This window comes from Haladaptatus sp. R4, from assembly GCF_001625445.1.
GTDB lineage: Archaea > Halobacteriota > Halobacteria > Halobacteriales > Haladaptataceae > Haladaptatus.
The window spans coordinates 171,278-187,857 of the sequence record NZ_LWHG01000029.1 but is presented as its reverse complement, the minus strand read 5'-3'; the positions used below and the strand labels follow the sequence as shown (position 1 = coordinate 187,857).

The 16,580-nt window shown below is 61.2% G+C and carries 16 protein-coding genes and 2 pseudogenes; 10 read left to right on the top strand and 8 right to left on the bottom strand.

Annotation, left to right across the window (positions count from 1 at the left end):
* The first annotated feature begins 90 nt into the window (after positions 1 to 90).
* Together A4G99_RS18610 and A4G99_RS18605 are read left to right on the top strand one after the other, a co-directional pair.
* Positions 91 to 855 carry an IclR family transcriptional regulator gene (locus A4G99_RS18610; protein WP_066147042.1) on the top strand — a complete coding sequence of 255 codons (765 nt, stop codon included), beginning with the start codon at positions 91 to 93 and terminating at the stop codon, positions 853 to 855.
* Between the two features lie 262 nt (positions 856 to 1,117).
* Positions 1,118 to 1,852 (top strand): fumarylacetoacetate hydrolase family protein, encoded by a 735-nt coding sequence (locus A4G99_RS18605; protein ID WP_066147040.1) that lies wholly within the window; start codon positions 1,118 to 1,120, stop codon positions 1,850 to 1,852.
* Positions 1,853 to 1,975: 123 nt separating this feature from the next.
* On the opposite strand, the gene A4G99_RS18600 is transcribed toward A4G99_RS18605, so the two are convergent.
* Positions 1,976 to 2,542: a sugar phosphate isomerase/epimerase gene (locus tag A4G99_RS18600; protein ID WP_223302030.1), complete on the bottom strand. Its 567-nt coding sequence runs from the start codon at positions 2,540 to 2,542 to the stop codon at positions 1,976 to 1,978.
* A 278-nt stretch (positions 2,543 to 2,820) separates the two neighbouring features.
* Here A4G99_RS18600 and A4G99_RS18595 point away from each other — a divergent pair, with 278 nt between their 5' ends.
* Entirely contained in the window at positions 2,821 to 4,269 is a 1,449-nt protein-coding gene (locus A4G99_RS18595; protein ID WP_066147335.1) for an enolase C-terminal domain-like protein, read from the top strand.
* A gap of 56 nt (positions 4,270 to 4,325) precedes the next feature.
* Here the strand turns inward: A4G99_RS18595 and A4G99_RS27550 are convergent, their stop codons facing one another.
* The 3 genes and pseudogenes from A4G99_RS27550 to A4G99_RS18585 all read right to left on the bottom strand — a co-directional run bounded on the left by A4G99_RS27550 (position 4,326) and on the right by A4G99_RS18585 (position 6,357).
* Entirely contained in the window at positions 4,326 to 4,850 is a 525-nt protein-coding gene (locus A4G99_RS27550; RefSeq protein WP_223301988.1) for a Gfo/Idh/MocA family oxidoreductase, read from the bottom strand.
* Positions 4,754 to 5,383 (bottom strand): annotated as a pseudogene (locus A4G99_RS29935) (Gfo/Idh/MocA family protein); the annotation flags it as partial. The gene A4G99_RS27550 and the pseudogene A4G99_RS29935, both read right to left, overlap by 97 nt.
* The gene (locus A4G99_RS18585; protein ID WP_066147039.1) at positions 5,380 to 6,357 is read right to left on the bottom strand and encodes an LLM class flavin-dependent oxidoreductase; all 978 of its coding nucleotides are present in this window, start codon (positions 6,355 to 6,357) and stop codon (positions 5,380 to 5,382) included. The gene A4G99_RS18585 and the pseudogene A4G99_RS29935, both read right to left, overlap by 4 nt.
* Positions 6,358 to 6,703: 346 nt before the next feature.
* On the opposite strand from A4G99_RS18585, the gene A4G99_RS18580 reads away from it, so the two are divergent.
* From A4G99_RS18580 to A4G99_RS18570, 3 genes are all read left to right on the top strand, one after another.
* Complete coding sequence (locus A4G99_RS18580) at positions 6,704 to 7,462, top strand: IclR family transcriptional regulator (RefSeq protein WP_066147038.1); 759 nt, start codon at positions 6,704 to 6,706, stop codon at positions 7,460 to 7,462.
* A 144-nt stretch (positions 7,463 to 7,606) separates the two neighbouring features.
* The gene (locus A4G99_RS18575; RefSeq protein WP_066147036.1) at positions 7,607 to 8,101 is read left to right on the top strand and encodes a hypothetical protein; all 495 of its coding nucleotides are present in this window, start codon (positions 7,607 to 7,609) and stop codon (positions 8,099 to 8,101) included.
* A gap of 336 nt (positions 8,102 to 8,437) precedes the next feature.
* A complete protein-coding gene (locus A4G99_RS18570; RefSeq protein WP_066147034.1) occupies positions 8,438 to 9,748 on the top strand; it encodes an MFS transporter in 1,311 nt (436 codons plus the stop codon).
* 57 nt (positions 9,749 to 9,805) lie between these two features.
* Here A4G99_RS18570 and A4G99_RS29930 read toward each other — a convergent pair whose 3' ends face one another.
* Positions 9,806 to 9,928, bottom strand: a complete 123-nt coding sequence (locus A4G99_RS29930; protein WP_255359150.1) for a hypothetical protein — start codon at positions 9,926 to 9,928, stop codon at positions 9,806 to 9,808.
* On the opposite strand from A4G99_RS29930, the pseudogene A4G99_RS29465 reads away from it, so the two are divergent.
* Both A4G99_RS29465 and A4G99_RS18560 read left to right on the top strand, forming a co-directional pair.
* Positions 9,893 to 10,679 (top strand): annotated as a pseudogene (locus A4G99_RS29465) (aldo/keto reductase). The gene A4G99_RS29930 and the pseudogene A4G99_RS29465 overlap by 36 nt on opposite strands.
* A gap of 18 nt (positions 10,680 to 10,697) precedes the next feature.
* On the top strand, positions 10,698 to 11,492 hold the full coding sequence (locus A4G99_RS18560) for a class I SAM-dependent methyltransferase (RefSeq protein ID WP_066147032.1): 795 nt from the start codon (positions 10,698 to 10,700) through the stop codon (positions 11,490 to 11,492).
* 73 nt (positions 11,493 to 11,565) lie between these two features.
* Here A4G99_RS18560 and A4G99_RS18555 read toward each other — a convergent pair whose 3' ends face one another.
* The gene (locus A4G99_RS18555; protein ID WP_082837905.1) at positions 11,566 to 13,050 is read right to left on the bottom strand and encodes a sugar porter family MFS transporter; all 1,485 of its coding nucleotides are present in this window, start codon (positions 13,048 to 13,050) and stop codon (positions 11,566 to 11,568) included.
* A 227-nt stretch (positions 13,051 to 13,277) separates the two neighbouring features.
* Positions 13,278 to 14,183 (bottom strand): DUF5602 domain-containing protein, encoded by a 906-nt coding sequence (locus tag A4G99_RS18550; protein WP_082837904.1) that lies wholly within the window; start codon positions 14,181 to 14,183, stop codon positions 13,278 to 13,280.
* A gap of 131 nt (positions 14,184 to 14,314) precedes the next feature.
* On the opposite strand from A4G99_RS18550, the gene A4G99_RS29460 reads away from it, so the two are divergent.
* Entirely contained in the window at positions 14,315 to 14,803 is a 489-nt protein-coding gene (locus A4G99_RS29460) for a hypothetical protein (protein ID WP_066147029.1), read from the top strand.
* Positions 14,710 to 15,582: a nucleotide disphospho-sugar-binding domain-containing protein gene (locus tag A4G99_RS18540; RefSeq protein ID WP_342764520.1), complete on the top strand. Its 873-nt coding sequence runs from the start codon at positions 14,710 to 14,712 to the stop codon at positions 15,580 to 15,582. Before A4G99_RS29460 ends, A4G99_RS18540 begins: the two co-directional genes overlap by 94 nt.
* A gap of 125 nt (positions 15,583 to 15,707) precedes the next feature.
* Here A4G99_RS18540 and A4G99_RS18535 read toward each other — a convergent pair whose 3' ends face one another.
* Positions 15,708 to 16,478 carry a deacylase gene (locus tag A4G99_RS18535; RefSeq protein ID WP_066147333.1) on the bottom strand — a complete coding sequence of 257 codons (771 nt, stop codon included), beginning with the start codon at positions 16,476 to 16,478 and terminating at the stop codon, positions 15,708 to 15,710.
* Between the last annotated feature and the right edge of the window lie 102 nt (positions 16,479 to 16,580).

Sequence of the window (16,580 nt, the reverse complement as noted above, 5' to 3'; positions counted from 1 at the left end):
GGAAACGGGCGTTTCGGTCGTTGAACTATCATTTCGGTCGAGAAAACATTGATATCGATCGTCCCACAACCTAATTCCGAACCAGTTAGTATGAACGAAGCAAGGAATCCGGTCAAAGCGGTACAGACCGCCCTCGATATCGTCGATTCGCTTCAGGAACATCGGCGGATGGGCGTGACGGAACTGGCCACCGACTTGGACGTCTCGAAGGGGACGATTCATAGCCACCTCTCGACGCTGCGCCAGAACGGCTACGTGGTGCGGGAGGACGGGGCGTATCGACTCGGTCCACAGTTCCTCGACATGTCCCACCACGTCCGAAATCGGTTCGAAATCTACGACCTCGTCACCGACGAGGTCGATACACTGGCCGAGCGAAGCGGCGAGTTGGCCCTGTTCACCGTCGAAGAACAGGGAAAAGGGGTGTGCCTCTACAAAGCGAGTGGCGACATGGCCGTCCAGACCGAACTGTACGTCGGCTATCGAAACGACCTCCATCACACCGCCGTCGGGAAGGCGATACTCGCGTACATGCCGCGGGAACGGCGGGACGAACTGATACGGGATTTGGAGTTCACGAAACACACCGAACACACGATTTCGACCCGCGAGCAGTTGCGCGCGGAACTCGAAGACGTTCGGGACGACGGCATCGCGTTCAATCGGGAGGAAACCATCGCCGGTCTCGTCGGTGCCGGTGCACCCGTTCGGGCGCGAGACGGCGGCGTGTACGGCGCAGTCAGCGTCATCGGACCGACGAGTCGGATGACCGGTGATCGACTGGACGATATCTCGGAAATGATCCACCACGCCGTGAACGTCATCGAGATCAATTCGACGTCGATAGCTCGATAACTGTTTCGTAATACCAAACACCGGATCACCGGAGGGACGTCGAACCGATCGAAATCGTCGCCGAGACCCCGCGCGTTACAGTGATATCTTTGTAATGGATGGATTTGCTGGAAACGGGAGCGTTTCGTAATTCCAAACGACTCGTGCTCACCGGTATCATCACGATAGCCACCGGGTCGCCCCGGCGGCGTTACAAATTTCACGCCGTCCGGTGGTCGAACCCAAACATTCGTTACCTCCCCCTCCCAACCCTCTCTCGTCTATGCGAACGATACGTTTTCGTGACGAGACGGGTATCGCCCGAAACGGTGAACTGGTCGAGGGCACCATCGAAGCGGGCAATCGAACCTACGACGTGGAATCCGTGGAGACGCTCCCGCCGTGCGAACCGACGAAAGTCGTCTGTCAGGCGGGTGGTTACATGGACCACAGGGAGGAGTCCGGGTTCGAGGACCTACCCGAGCGACCCGAACTCTTCCTCAAGGGACCGAACTGCGTGAGCGGGCACGACGACGCCATCGAACTGCCACCCGGCAAGGACCTCGTGGAGTTCGAAGCCGAGTTCGGCATCGTCATCGGAACGCAGTGCCGGGACGTCGATGCGGACGACGCGATGGCCTACGTCGAGGGGTTCACCTGCGTGAACGACATCTCGAACCGGGACGACCAGGCCGAAGAGCGAAACTGGGTTCGCGGCAAGGCGTTCGACGGTTCGCTCCCGATTGGTCCGGTCATCGCGACGCCGGACGAAGTCCCGGACGATGCGACGCTGCAACTCCGACACAACGGCGAGGTGAAACAGGAGACTACGCGGGAGATGATGATATTCTCAGTTCCCGAGTTGGTCGCCGACGTCTCTCGACTCATCACCCTCGAACCGGGCGACGTCATCGCGACGGGAACGCCGTACGGCCCGGACGCGCTCTCGGACGGTGACGTGGTCGAAGTCGAGTTCGAAGGGGTCGGTACGCTCCGGAATCACGTGACGTCACGATGATGAACGGTTCCCGTGAAATGTGCTCCGTGACACGTGGTCCGTGAAATGTGCATCGTGGTACGTGGTCCGAAATAGGTGCACCGTGGTACGTGGTCCGTGACGATGTCGTAGGCAACGTTGACGTCACCGGGCAAGCGACCGAAGGTAGTCGAGGTCGGCGTCGATGGCACGCGTGAAGTCGATATCGTCTCGGACGAACTCGACGTTCACGTAGCCGTCGAAATCGGCGTCCTGAAACGTTCGAACGATGTGTTCGACGTCGAAGAAAGCGTCCGCCAACGCACAGCGCGTCGTCGCGCCCGATTCGGGAACGGTCTGAATGTGGACGTTGTTGCTCAGCGGTGCGAGTTCCTCGACTTCCGCCCGAATCGCATCCGACGTCATGCCGAACAGCGGTTGCCAGTTGAGACCGCAGTTCGGTTCGTCCACCTTTTCGATCAACCGCCGCGCTCCCTCTCCGTCGTCGGTGAGCGTCCCCTCGTGTTTCTCGACGGTGACGCCGATACCCCGTTCCGACGCCGCGGTCGCCAACTCGCGGAGGTCCGAGACCGTCCGCCTCCAATGGCCGCGGTCGTGGACGCCGTACTCCTGATTTCCCGCCCAGACGCGAACGAGGTCCGCGTCGAGAGCGTCGCGATTTCGAGTTCCCCCTCGTAGGACTCGGCGAACTTGGGCGTTCCGGCCGGAGATAGGAACCGTAGGTCGGGATATCGAGATTGAGGTCCGTCGCAGTTCGGCGCGCTTCGTCCGGCGTGCCGTTGGTGCCGTCGACGTGTCCTCGGCCCCATATTTCGACGCCGTCGTACCCGGCGGCCGCTGCTTCCCGCACCACCTCCTCGACGGAGGAATTCCCGTCGGCTAGCGTACAAAGTCCGATGTGCATGTCGAATACTTTCGAGTCGATGGTAAAAACGTTTGGTCGGTGCGAGCGGGAGATGATTTATTGTTTCACGGTCCGAGGTCCCGATATGGCAATCACCATCTTCGAGACGGAGTTGTCCACTATCAACCTCCGCCGACGGATGTCGTTTCACTTCGGCAACGTGCACGTCACTGAAGGCCCGCAAATCCTCGTCTCCCTCACCGCCGACATCGACGGGCGAACGGCACGGGGATTGAGCATGGGCGCGCTCGCGCCGATGTGGTTCCACAAGGACCCGGAGATGACGCTCGAAGACGGAATCGAGGGAATGTTGGAGGTGTTCGAGGCGACGTGTGAGCACGCGACTGCCATGGATTCCCACCCGACAGTTTTCTCCTATTGGCAGTCGCTGTTCGAGCAGGTCGGCGACTGGGCCGAACCGACCGACCATCCGGCGCTCCTGTGGAGCTACGGCGTCAGTTTGATCGAACAGGCGTTGATAGACGCCTTCTGCCGGGCGACGGACACGACGTTCCCTACCGCCGTCCACGAGAACACCCTCGGCATCGAGATGGGGGAACTCTACGACGAACTCGACGGTCGGGAGCCGACGGAACTCCTCCCCGAAACGCCACGGCGTGAGATGCGAATCCGGCACACGGTCGGGTTGAGCGATCCGTTGACCGACGAGGACGTCGCTGTCGCGGACAGACTCGACGACGGCCTCCCGCAGTCGCTGACGGAGTACATCGAGGAGCAGGGCGTGAACCACTTCAAAATCAAGCTCGCGGCCACGCCGAGCGACGCCGACCGGCTTCGTCGGATTCACGCCCTCCTCGAACGGAGTTCGCTCGACGACTACGCCTTCTCGCTGGACGCGAACGAACAGTACGGGAGCGTCGCTGAGTTTCGACGCCAGTGGGAGACGATGCAAGCCGATTCGACCCTCGAACCGTTCTTCGATCATCTCCTGTACGTCGAACAACCCCTCCCGCGCGACGAGGCGTTCAGCGAGGGTACACGCGCGACGTTCGACGCGTGGACCGACCGGCCGCCCGTCATCATCGACGAGTCGGACGACCACCCCACCAGCCTTCGAACGGCCCTCGACTGCGGCTACGCCGGGACGAGTCACAAGAACTGCAAGGGGGTCATGAAGGGAATCGTGAATCGCTGTCTGATCGAACACCGACGGCGGACCACGGACGGGACGTACCTGATGAGCGGCGAGGACCTCACGACGCTCGGTCCCGTCGAGTTGGGGGAGGACCTCGCCACGATGGCGACCATCGGGATGGACCACGTCGAGCGAAACGGACACCACTACTACTTGGGCCTCGACATGTTTCCGGACGACGTTCAGGACCAACTCCTCGAAAACCACGGCGACCTCTATCGTCGCCACCCGAACGGGTTCGCCACGCTCGATATCCACGACGGGAAAATTTCCTTGGGGTCCGTTCTCGAAGCGCCGTTCGGGTACGATATCGACCTCGACGCGTCGGAGTTCACCCCGGTAGCGGAGTGGAAAATCGACTCCATCTACGAGGACTGATCGGAAATGCGGACGCGAACACGAAGACGAGAACGCGAACGCGAAGGGTCCGATTCCTACGCGCCGTCGACGGATTCCCACGTCCCCGTTCGCGCGGACTCGTACACCGCGTCGAGAACCCGCAGGACTTCGAGCGCGTCGTCCAAATCAGCAGGCATCGTGGCAGCGCCGTTCCTGGCGCGTAACATCCGCTCGAAGAACTCGATTCCCCAGCGGCCGCCGTAGCCCGGTGCGGCCTGATACTCGTGTGTGACCCGCCGGTGTGGCGTACTTACCCAGTCGCCACCCGAGGAACCGAGTTCGAGCGTCGTCTCCCCCTCGAAGCCGAACGTCTCGCCCATCGGGTCCCAACTGCTCCGTCCCTTCTCGCCGTACACCTGAATCCGGGTATCGTACCGTCCCTCGCGGAGGTAGTAGCCGCAGGTGTGCGTGCCGATGGCACCGGATTCCGTTTCCAACTGGAGCGTCGCTCGTCCTCGATATCGACCTCCGGGGTTCCGGCCGAGAGGTTCGCGTTCACACGAACGATCGGGTCGTCGAGTATCCACGGCACCAGATCGAGCCAGTGGACGCCGAGCCATTGGACGATACCGCCGCGACTGGCGTCGTTCTCGAAGAGGTAGTGGTCCGTGTCCCGCGTCCGTAGCGACGAGGCGACGAACCGGAGGTCGAAGCTCCGAACGTCCCCGAAAAACCCGGACCGACGTAGCTCGTGGAGTTGTTTCGAAATCGGGTGGCCGCGCCAAGTGTAGGAGACCCCGACTGTGGCCTCCGACTCGCGAGCAGCGGCCGCGACCGGTTCGAGGTCGGTGGCCGTCCGGGCGGCGGGTTTCTCGGTGAACACGTCGATACCTCGCTCGACGGCCGCTTCGATGACCTCGGGCGTGTCCCGATTCGAGAGCGTTATCCAGACGAGGTCGACGTCAGAATCGTCCAGCAACCGTTCGACGGAACCGTAGTGGGGAGCGTCGCTCGCCGTCTCGATGTCCAACGCTTCCGGGGTGAACCGCTCGTCGGCGGTCGCCGTCAGTTCGACGTCGAGCTGGTCGATGCTGTCGAGATACGGTTGACAGTGGTGATGGTCCAACCCGACGTAGCCGATTTTCGTCGTCATTTGAACGCGGGGATGACTTCCTCGCCGAATCGTTCGAGACACGTCATCGCCGACTCCTGCGGTTGTCCCGGGAACTGACACCGAATGAGGACGTGATCCACGCCGAGGTCCTCGTAGGTTCGGAGCTGTTCGATACAGTTCTCCGGCGTTCCGATGACGAACTTCTCGTCGAGTTCGTCGTAGTCCACCTCGACTTCGTTCTCGTCCATGTACGTCTGCCCCCAGCGAGCGTACAGTCGATAGAGGTTCAGGAGATACGGCTCGATAGCTTCGCGTGCGGCATCGACGGAGTCGGCGACGTAACAGTCGCGCATGAGGATGACGTCGTTCTCCTCGCGGCTCATGCCGAACTCGTCGAGCGCGTCCTCGTACACGCCGATCTGTTCTTCGAGGTCCGATGTCGTGGACGACGCGCTGGCGATCCAGGCGTCGCCGCGATACGCCGCCCGCTTGATGGCGATGTCGGCGTGGCCGCCGATCCAAACCGGGACCTCGTCCGGTCGCGGACTCAGGAAGACGTCGTCGAACGACCAGTAGTCGCCGTCGTGCGTGACGCTCGACTCGGTCCAAAGCCGCTTGAGGAGCGTAATCGATTCGAGGAACTTGCCGACCCGTTCGTCCATCTCCACGTCGAACGGCGCGAGTTCGCGCTCCCGATAGCCGAGCGCCGCGCCGAACGCGGCGCGACCGCCGGAAATCTCGTCTATCATCGCCACCTGCTCGGCGAGGTGGAGCGGGTTGTACAGCGCGGGAAGCATCGCCGCGGTGCCGAGTTCGAGCCGTTCGGTTCGCGCGGCGATGGCCGCGAGCGCGGTAATCGGTTCCACGAACCCCTCCTCGTGGATGTGTCGCTCGCCGAGCGTCGCGGAGTCGAACCCGACGTCCTCCATCAACTCCACCTGTTCGTAGAGGTCCCCGACGCCGAACTCGCTGCCCTCCGTGTAATACTGGTTGAGGAACACCCCGAACTTCATATCGGTATCCTCGCGTGAGACGGATTTCGTTCTACACGACTTGCAAACGCTACTCTGCGCATATTACAGGTATACGCAACTGCTTTAATATAGTTTCCGTCTAGCATGGAATTGATTGACATGGTTGGACGGGCAAGTGATACTCCCGTTCCGGAATATCAACGAGAGATGATGATTGGAATATTGATAAATTGACGGAAGATAGTGACGTCTATAGAATGACGGACGAAAAACATCTTTACGAACTATATTGTAATCGGTCATTTTCGTGGCGGAAAATGGACGACAGCGAGCGTTTGGTTATTCCAAACGCTTATGCCAACAGCTGACAACAGTACTGAGAAAGATGAACGAGGCTAAAAATCCCGTAAAATCAACCCAAACCTCCCTCGACATCATAAGCGCACTCCAAAAACACGAACGGCTCGGAGTGACGGAACTCGCCGACCACCTCGACATCTCGAAAAGCGCGGCGCACTGTTACTTGGCGACGCTCCGTGAGTACGGGTACGTCGTGAAGGATGGCGAGAAATACTGCCTCGGACTCCGGTTTATCGACATCGCTCACCACGTGCGTAATCGCTTCGATATCTACGACCTCGTCAGCGACGAGGTGGACACCCTGGCGGAGGAAAGCGGGGAACGTGCGCTCTTCACCGTCGAGGAGCAACACCAAGGTATCTGCCTCTACACGACCAACGGCGAGAACGCCGTTCAGACGGAACTGTACATCGGCTACCGGAACAACCTCTACCACACGGCGGTCGGCAAGGCCATACTCGCGTACAAGACGGACGAGGAACTCGAACGCTTCCTCGACGACGTCGAACTCGAAGCGCGAACGGAGAACACCATCACCGACGAAACGCAACTCCGCGAAGAACTGGCGGAGATTCGGGAGAAGGGATTCGCCTACAACCGGGAGGAGTCGATTCCGGGACTGGTCGGTGTCGGGGTGCCGATCAAAAAGCAGGACGGTGGTGTCTACGGAGCGATCAGTGTCATCGGACCGACGAGTCGGATGGACGACGACCGCCTCGAACAACTGTCACAAATAGTATATAGGGCGGCAAATGTCATCGAAATCAACGCGACGTCGCTGTAGTTCTTCTCGCTCGTCTCCCCACCGCCGATTTTCTTTGCGGTGTTCCGGCGGGTCTCGGGTCGTGCTGTCACCATCCCGCTGACTGCGTACGCTTCGACCATCGGAGTAGCAATCCTTTTCGCCGTTGCGTCCTCATTTTCACCAATGAGCCGCAACTCTAGCGACACGGCGGTTCGGTCGGGGGGCAGACGGGACTGGTGGGGATACTACCGTGCCGCGGTGCTGGTACTCGTCGGACTCATCCCGTGGGAGATCGTGACGTGGCCGAAGGGATACTACGTCATCTTCATGTTCGGTTCGACCAAGGTCGGCCTCTCCGGTTTCAACTTCTTTTCGATTCCCCCGCTCACGCCGTATACCCCCGATTTCATGGTCATGCGGTTGGTCGCCGTCGTCTGCTATCTACTGGCGTTGCTCACCGCCGCGCTCGGCTATCTCGGGTATGGCGACCGGCGGATTACCGCCGGGTTGCTGTTCATCTCCGGACTGGAGATGTTGCGGTTCACCCTCGCGTTGAACGACCAGAACCAAATCACCGTCTACCCCATCGGCGTCGTCACGCTTTGGATAGCCGTCCTCTTCGCGTACAGCGGGCGGCGGTTCCGGAGCGCGGTCACGCGGACGTTTTCGGGGACGTAATCTCCGACGTTCGGGGACGTAATTTCCGGCGTGTGATGTACGTTTTCGATGCGATTCGCTCCTGATGAAACGATCGACTAGTTATTGCTTTCGATCCGTCAAGTACGCTCACGATACCACAATGGACTTACTGACGAATCAGTCAGCTAGGTGTGTGAAGACGTCCCGTGTGTTCGGTTATCACCGACGTTTCAACGCTCCAAACGGTCGTCGGTGTTATTTGGGGTACATCGGTTGTCGCGAACCGAACGTTTAAGCGGATGGCTGACTGATTGGTTAGTAAGATATGATTCAGAGCCACAGCACACACAGTACGATCGACAGGGGGCCCCGATAGTGGGTATCCTCGACACCGACAGACGCGTCCTCGCGCTCGCGTTCGCGCGGATGGCCGATTCCATCGGAAACTCGTTCCTCATCATCGTCCTCCCGCTCTACATCGGGAGCGGTATGGTGAGCGGCGGGACGTTCGGCCTCAGCACTGCCCTCGTCACGGGCCTCATCCTCTCTGCGTTCGGCTTCTTCATGAGCGGCGTCCAGCCAATCGCGGGGAACCTCTCGGACAAGAGCGGGAAACGGAAGGTCTTCGTCGTCGTCGGCCTTCTCATCCTCGCCGTCTCGAACTTCGCGTACTCCCTCGCCGGGAACTACAGCGCGATGCTCCTCATCCGCATCGGGCAGGGTATCGGCGTCGCCGTCACCGTTCCGGCGACCGTCGCGCTCGTGAACGACCTCTCCACGGACGACAACCGTGGCGGGTCGATGGGCGTGTTCAACACGTTCCGCATGCTCGGGTTCGGTATCGGTCCCGTCGCGGCGGGCACCGTCATCTACGGCGGCCCGTACACGCTCCTCGGCTACGGCATCACGGGCTTCGAGGCGGCGTTCTACATCGCGACGCTCGGTGCACTCGTCGGCGCACTCCTCGTCTTCGTGCTGGTGAGCGACCCCGACGTCGATTTCGATGCGGAGCACACGGCGGACGCGGGCGGCGACCACAGTATCGCCGTCTTCGAGCAACACGACGGTCACGGTACCCTCGACTCCGTGTTCACGCTCGGTCTCGCGTCGCTGTTCATGGCTATCGGAATCGCCATCCTCTCGCCCCTCGAAAGCATCATCAACAACCATCTCGGCCAGAGTGCGACGTTGTTCGGGATCGAGTTCGCGGCGTTCACGCTCGGACAGGTCGTCATGCAGACGCCCGTCGGCACCGCGAGCGACAAGTACGGCCGGAAGCCGTTCATCCTCATCGGTCTCGTCTTCCTCATCCCCGCGACGGTCGCACAGGGCCTCGTCGCGACGCCACTCGGAATGATCGGCGCTCGGTTCGTGCAAGGAATCGCGGGCGCGATGGTGTTCGCGCCCGCCTTCGCGCTCGCCGGGGACATCGCGCGGAACTCGAACGCCGGAACGACGCTCTCGGTGCTGACGATGGCGTTCGGTCTCGGAACCGCAATCGGCCCGCTTGCGGGCGGATGGCTCGTCAGCTTCGGCTACGTCGTCCCGTTCGTGTTCGCCGCCGCACTGGCGACGCTCGGCCTCGTGCTCGTGTACACGCAGGTCGAGGAGACGCACTCCGGCGAGGACCTCGGCGCGGAACTCACGAGGCTCTTCCTGAACCGCGACTCCCAGCCCGCCGACTGATTCCCCGAGACATACGCTTTTGTTGACCGGCAGTAATTAGCTACCATGCAGACGCGCTCATTGGGTTCCACCGGTCACGACAGTTCCATCATGACGTTCGGTGCCATCGCGCTCAACTGGCTCGAACAGGAGGGTGCGAACCAGATGGTCGAACTCGTGCTCGATCACGGCATCAACCATTTCGACGTCGCCCCGACCTACGGCGATGCGGAACTGAAACTTGGACCGAAACTCCGCCAACATCGCGATGAAATTTTCCTCGGCTGTAAGACACAGGAACGGGGATACGAGGGGGCGAAACGGAAACTCGACGCGTCACTCAACCGCCTCGGCGTCGATCACATCGACCTGTATCAGGTACACGGTCTCGAATACGAGGAGGAATTGGACACCATCACGGGCGACGACGGCGCGCTCGAAGCGTTTCGGGAGGCCAAAGCCGACGGACGAATCGGTCACATCGGGTTGACGAGTCACGGGAACCCACAGCTCATCCTCGACGCCATCGACCGAATCGACGACCTCGAAACGGTGATGTTCCCGATGAACCCGGTCGTCGTGGGCAAGGACGACGACGAGTACGACTACGAAGCGGTGCTTGAGCGCGCGACCGAACGCGGGCATTGGGACGCTCGGCATCAAGGCCTTCGCGAAGGGACCGTGGCCGTCGACCGACGAACTTCCGGAGGAGAACCGTCCGTATTCGAACTGGTATCAGCCGGTCGATACGCCCGCCGAAATCGAGGAGCGATTCGATTTCGCGGCCGCACAGGGACTGACGAGCGTCATCAACCCGGGCGACCCGAAGTTGGTCGGCGTGGTGCTCGACGCTGCCGAGCGCTACGACGGAATGGAGGAGGCCGCCCAGCGGTCGCTCATCGAGAAGCTCCGCCACGAGCGGAGCCCCGTTCCGGAGCAACTCCATCACTAGAACTCGCTCGATACAGCCATGGATATCCCGCGAACCGTTAGGACAGCTCTCGCCGACCGCCCGGTTTCGGGCGCGACTTGTCTCGAAGCGGGGGCGGGAATGGGCAACACGACGGCCGGTTTGCTCGCCGACGGTGCCAGCCGCGTCTACGCCGTCACGAACGACCCCGAGCACGCGACTGCCGTTCGCGAGCGGTTCGATGACGGCGAAGGAGGTTGGATTGACGGCGAGGGGGAAGGAGAATGGACTGACGGCGAGGGGGAAGGAGAACGGTTCGATAGCGAAAGTGGACGGACCGCCGTTTTGGAAGCGGACCTTCGTTCCCTCCCGCTCGAAACCGACTCGGTCGAAATCATCACCGCGCACGCCCTGTTCAATCTCGTTGGGCCACCGTCACTCGAAGCGGTGGCGGCGGAACTGACGCGGGTCGCGGACCTCGGCTGTCACCTCGTGATCGACGACTACCGCCCACCCCCGGACGACGCCGCCGTGCGCGAACTCTTCGCGCTGGAAAACGCCGCGGCCGAGTTGGCGACGGGGAAATCGGCACTGACGTTCTATCCGGAGGCGGTCCTCGAACGACTGTTCGCGGGATACGGCTGGGAGTTCGACCGGAAGCGGATCCTACTGGATCCGGTGCCGTGGACCGCGAGCCATATCGAGGCACACGCCACCGCTGCGCTCTCGATGTGTTCTCGGCTTCGACCCGAACTCCGCGAGCCTTTGGCCGCGGAAGTAAAACGGGTCGCGACGTCCATCGGCGAGGAATCGACCGGCACGATGTACAGCGTCGCACTTCGTTTGCCCGCTTGAATCGTCGCGCATCGAAGTTTCTTTCCAACTCGGCTCAAGAATTGCGAGGCGTCTTTTCGCCCCGAATCCCGACTTACTCCCGTACGTCCGGTTCGTATTCTGTCGTTCCGGAATCACCGTCCGAACCGACGAACGTGCTTTCGCGGAGCGTCGACTCGATCTCTTCGAGCGACCGGCCTTTCGTCTCCGGAACCCGGAAGTAGATGAACACGAACGCGGCGAGACAACAGACGCCGAGGATCCAGAACGACAACGCCTCGCCGATTCGCTGGATGAGCGAGAGGAACGTCAACGCGACGAGGAGGTTCGCTCCCCAGTTGAAGACGCTGGCGACACCCTCCGCGGTCCCCCGAATTCGGAGCGGATATATCTCCGAAATCATCAGCCAGAACACGGGTCCGAGGCTGACCGCGTAGAACGCGACGTAGAGGATCATGCTGCCGAGCGTGACGTACCCGACGATGCCCGACAGGCTCGGGAGATAAAATCCCAATCCCAGAATCCCGAGCATGACTGTCATCCCGCCGACGCCGACGAGCAGCAGCGGTCGGCGGCCGATCCGATCGACCAGCAGGATTGCGACCACCGTCAATAGGACGTTGACGATACCGACGCCGACCGTCCCGACGATCGAGGCGACGTTACCGAAGCCGATGTTCTTCAGGATCGTCGGTGCGTAGTAGATGATGGTATTGATGCCGCTTATCTGTTGGAAGACGGCGAGACCGATACCGACCAGTAGGGCCGGACGCAACCACGGTTCGAGCAGGTCGGCGAGGTTCCCCTCGCTCTCGATTTCACTCACTTCGTTGATCTCGTCCATTTCCTCTTCGATGTCGGCGTCGGCACGGATACGCGAGAGCACGTCCCGTGCCTCGTCGTCACGGCCTTTTTCGACGAGCCACCGAGGACTCTCCGGGAGAAAGTACATCCCGATTCCGAGTACGGCGGCGGGCACCGCGCCGAAGGCGAGCATCCAACGCCAGCCTGGAATCCCGGCGAACGTCGGCGCGAATGCGTAACTGACGAGATATGCCAACAGGATTCCGAGCGTGATCGCCAACTGCTGTAGAAACCCAAGCGATCCGCGAATACTGGGCGGTGCCGTCTCCGAGATGTGGAGGGGACCGACGATGGAGGCGACCCCGACGGCGATGCCGACGACGAACCGGAACCCGACGAGCCAAGTCACGTTCGGCGAAAGCCCCATTCCGATGGAACCGGCGAAAAACACCGCTGCACCGGCGATGGTAAGTCGACGGCGACCGAACCGGTCGGCCAATCCCCCGCCGACCGCCGCGCCGAGCATCGCTCCCACGAGGACTCCGCTGACGACGACCTCTTGCAGAAACGTCGAGAGCGCGAACGACTGTTTGATGTAGAGCAGTGCACCGGAGATGATACCGATATCGAACCCGAACAGGAGGCCGTTGAGTGCGGCGATGGCCGCTACGACGTAAACGAAGTTGCTGTATTCCTCTTCCGGACTTCCCAGGATGTCTGTTACGTTCATTTCGTTGGTTAATCTCTCTCCCGAGTCCGCAGACTCGGACCTCATCGGCCGGTCGCACTTCGGGTCCTACCCGATGATCCGGCCGACAGCGCGGCGGAAATATCGATTTGCGTCCGAACCGCTTCCGAGGTTGCTACATTATCGCGGATATACGGCCCTCAAGGTGATGGTTGCCTGAGAAAGCGTTTGTTGTTTCAAAGAGAACTCCGGCGAATCGGGACTTGTACGTGTCCCTTCGACGCCGCTTCGGGGACGCTCGACGAGTTAGTCGGTCACGTTTCGAACCATCGAAACGACTCCAAACTCACCGAATACGTATCCCATTCGTCGAAATATCGGAGCGCGTACTCGGTCGGATACCACCCCGGTTCGGGAAACGCGGACGGCATCTCGACTGGGACACGAGTTTCGGTACAGAGATCACGGAGAAACGACCGCGTTACCATCGGTTCGAAGAAGATCAGCTCTCCGTCGAACGTCCCCCAGAGGAACGTATGGGTGAACGGTTCGCCGTTGAACTCCGGCGCGGTCCGGTCCATCAGGTGGTTCCCCATCCCTGGCTCGACGGCACCGAGGGACTCGTACTCCGGCGGCCGCTGGTGCGGTGGCAACGGTTCCATCCCCCGCTCCAACGTTCCACAGGTGACCGCAGTGGTTGCCTCCGGACAGTATCCGTTCTCGATCGCGTCACGTTTCGCCCGCGGCATCAGATAGAAGTGGAAATCGAAGTGAGGAACGGAATAGACGTCCGGCGGCGGATGACCGTCCGGATTCCAGTTCAGCATGAACCACCGGAACGGTATCGTTTTCCCCCCTTCCGGGAACGCGAGGACGGTTTCGTGCCCGCAGCACGGCGTCTTCCCGTCCGGAATCTCCCACGTACCGTCGGTCGTCGTCGTCGGCAATCCGCTCAACATATCGGCGGTGAACCGGACGCCGACGGACAAGGGCTTCCCTGACTGCGCGCTCGTGACGAACGTTCGAATCACTCCGTCACCCACGTCGGCGGGCGGTCCAAACGTCGTTCTACTCGGCGAGGTGTTTCCTTTCTTCGCCCCTTCGTTGAGTATCGACGTTGCGAGGAGCGGCAGTTCGGCCGGTCGATTCGTATCGAATCCGAACCGAGAGCCGAACGCACCGAATCCGAGTGCCTTCAGGAGCGTGCGACGATTTACCATCCGTGGAGAGCACAACGCGTACCCATATCGTTCTTCGTCCGATTCGACGGACTCCGTGACGTTCAGGAACTATAATTTTGTTACTTAGTTTATCGAAAGAAAGAACCGGGTGGGAGCCAAACCCCGACCAAATGCATCGAATCGAAACGTCCGAGTCCGAACGTCGAACCGTCGAACCCACGCTTCACGTCGGCATCTTCCCGCTTCCCGCGTATGGTCACGTCAACCCGACGCTGCGGACGGCACGCGAACTCGTCGGTCGCGGTCACGAAGTCACGTATTACCTGCCCGAGCGGTTCGCGGACGTGGTCGAACCGACCGGCGCGACGTTCGAGCGTCTCGGCGAGGAGTTCGACTTGATGAGTCGGATGAACGACGACGGGAAACCAGGCGTGAACCCGTCCGACGACGATCAGGGTTCGCGCGCGAACGCCTCGTCCGTTTCATGTCCGCGACGCTCGATTACGCCCCGCCGCTCGTCTCCCGCGTCGCCGATGACGACGTCGACCGCGTGGTTACCGACCCGATGTGCCTGTGGGGTCGCGTCGTGGCGAACGAACTCGACGTTTCGACGGTTTCGTTCAACACGAGTTTCGCCATGCGAGAGGGGTCGCCGCTGATCGAGAACGTCAGTTCGTTCGACGACGAGGAACCCGGATTCTCCGGCGAGATTCTGGAGCTACTGACCGACGTCGGCATCGAAGACCCCGACCGGAGCGATTTCTTCGTCGCGGATACCGACCGTGCGCTGGTTCCGCTGACCCGCGACTTTCAGCCCGATTCGGCGTCGTTTGGCGACGATCACGTCTTCGTCGGTCCAATGGTGCGCGCCGGTGGCGAACAGCGCGACGCCGACCTTCCGCTCGACCGCCTCGCCGAGCGCCGGTCGGCGTACGTTTCCCTCGGAACCGTCGTCCGTGGGGACGACGACTTCTTCCGCGCCTGCTTCGATGCCTTCGACGACGGCGAGTGGGAGGTCGTCCTCAAGGCGAAGACCGATGCCGACCGCCTCGATGCCGAGAGTCCGGAGAACGTCCACGTCCGCTCACGCGTCCCGCAACTCGACGTGCTCGACCGCGTCGACGCGTTCGTCACCCACGGCGGGATGAACTCGACGATGGAGTCGCTCTCGTTCGGCACGCCGACGGTCGTCGTCCCGCACATGGCCGATCAGCATCTCGTCGCCGACCGGGTCAGTTCCCTCGGTGTCGGCGTCGTTCTCGACGACGAGGAGGTAACGGCCGCGGCGGTCCGCGACGCTGTCGACTCGATCACGGCCGAACCGTATCACGAAGCTATCGAGGAGTTCAATGCGTCGGTTCGGGCCGCTGGCGGTGCTGAACGGGCGGCCGATACCATCGAGGAACTGGGAACGGCACCCCAACTCACCGAAGGCTGATCGGTGGCGCGTCGGCGACACACGAGTGGGCGTAACAACCGTTGTGGGACATCGAAATGCAGTGAGACATCGAAATAGAGACCGATTTTTCGAACCCTCGTACGGTCACCCCGAAGACCGGTCGATCAGTTCTCGTAGGTACGTTCGATTCCGTGGCGACGCAACAGGTGGCGCACGATGTTCAGTTCCCATCTCGTCCGTGTTACGAGGTCCGTTTCGTACCGGGTCGCCTCGACGATGAATCCGGGTTTGCCGAGGTCCGCATCGACTTTATGGATGAGTAACGGTCGGGTTCCGTTTATCGTGTTTCCTCGTTTGAACCGGTAGTACTCGGGGAACGAGTCCGGGAGATGGTGTCGGTTCATGTACCCCGCCGCCTGCACTGCGTCCTCACCGGCACCGGACGCGGTAGTGGGATAGATGGCTTGTCCGACCCCGTCGGGACCGACGTCCTCGTGATATATCCCTTTCGAGCTGTGAAGGTTGATCACGACGTCCGGGTCGGACGATTCGACGACGTCCCAAATCGCCCGTGCGAGCGGCGTGGTTGGGGTCTCCCCCGGCGGGAACTTTCGGTTGAGGTTCCCGTTGTCGTTGACGTAGGTATCGCGTTCGATGGCGACTTGGTTCGCCCGCGGAATCGTGATGAGTTTTCCACTGTCTATCGACCACGATTTGATACCGCCCGCTGCCCTGTTCCCGGCCGGTTCGTTCCCCTGAATGCCGCCGACGACGACGGCAGTCGTTCCACTCTCCCCCGCGTCCGTGACGTACACGTCGGTCTCGTCCGGCGTCCCGTCACGAATCGTGTACGTCGTTCGATCCGCAGCACTACTCGTTCCTTGCATGGCGAGCACGGCAGGGATTCCGGCGGCTACGAGACCTGTACGACGCATAAACGAACGACGCGTTCGATCCGACCCCGCTGTCTCTGTCGACTCCTGTTCTTTCATAACATCCCGCATTACGGACAAATTCGATTTAGTTATAATCCGACA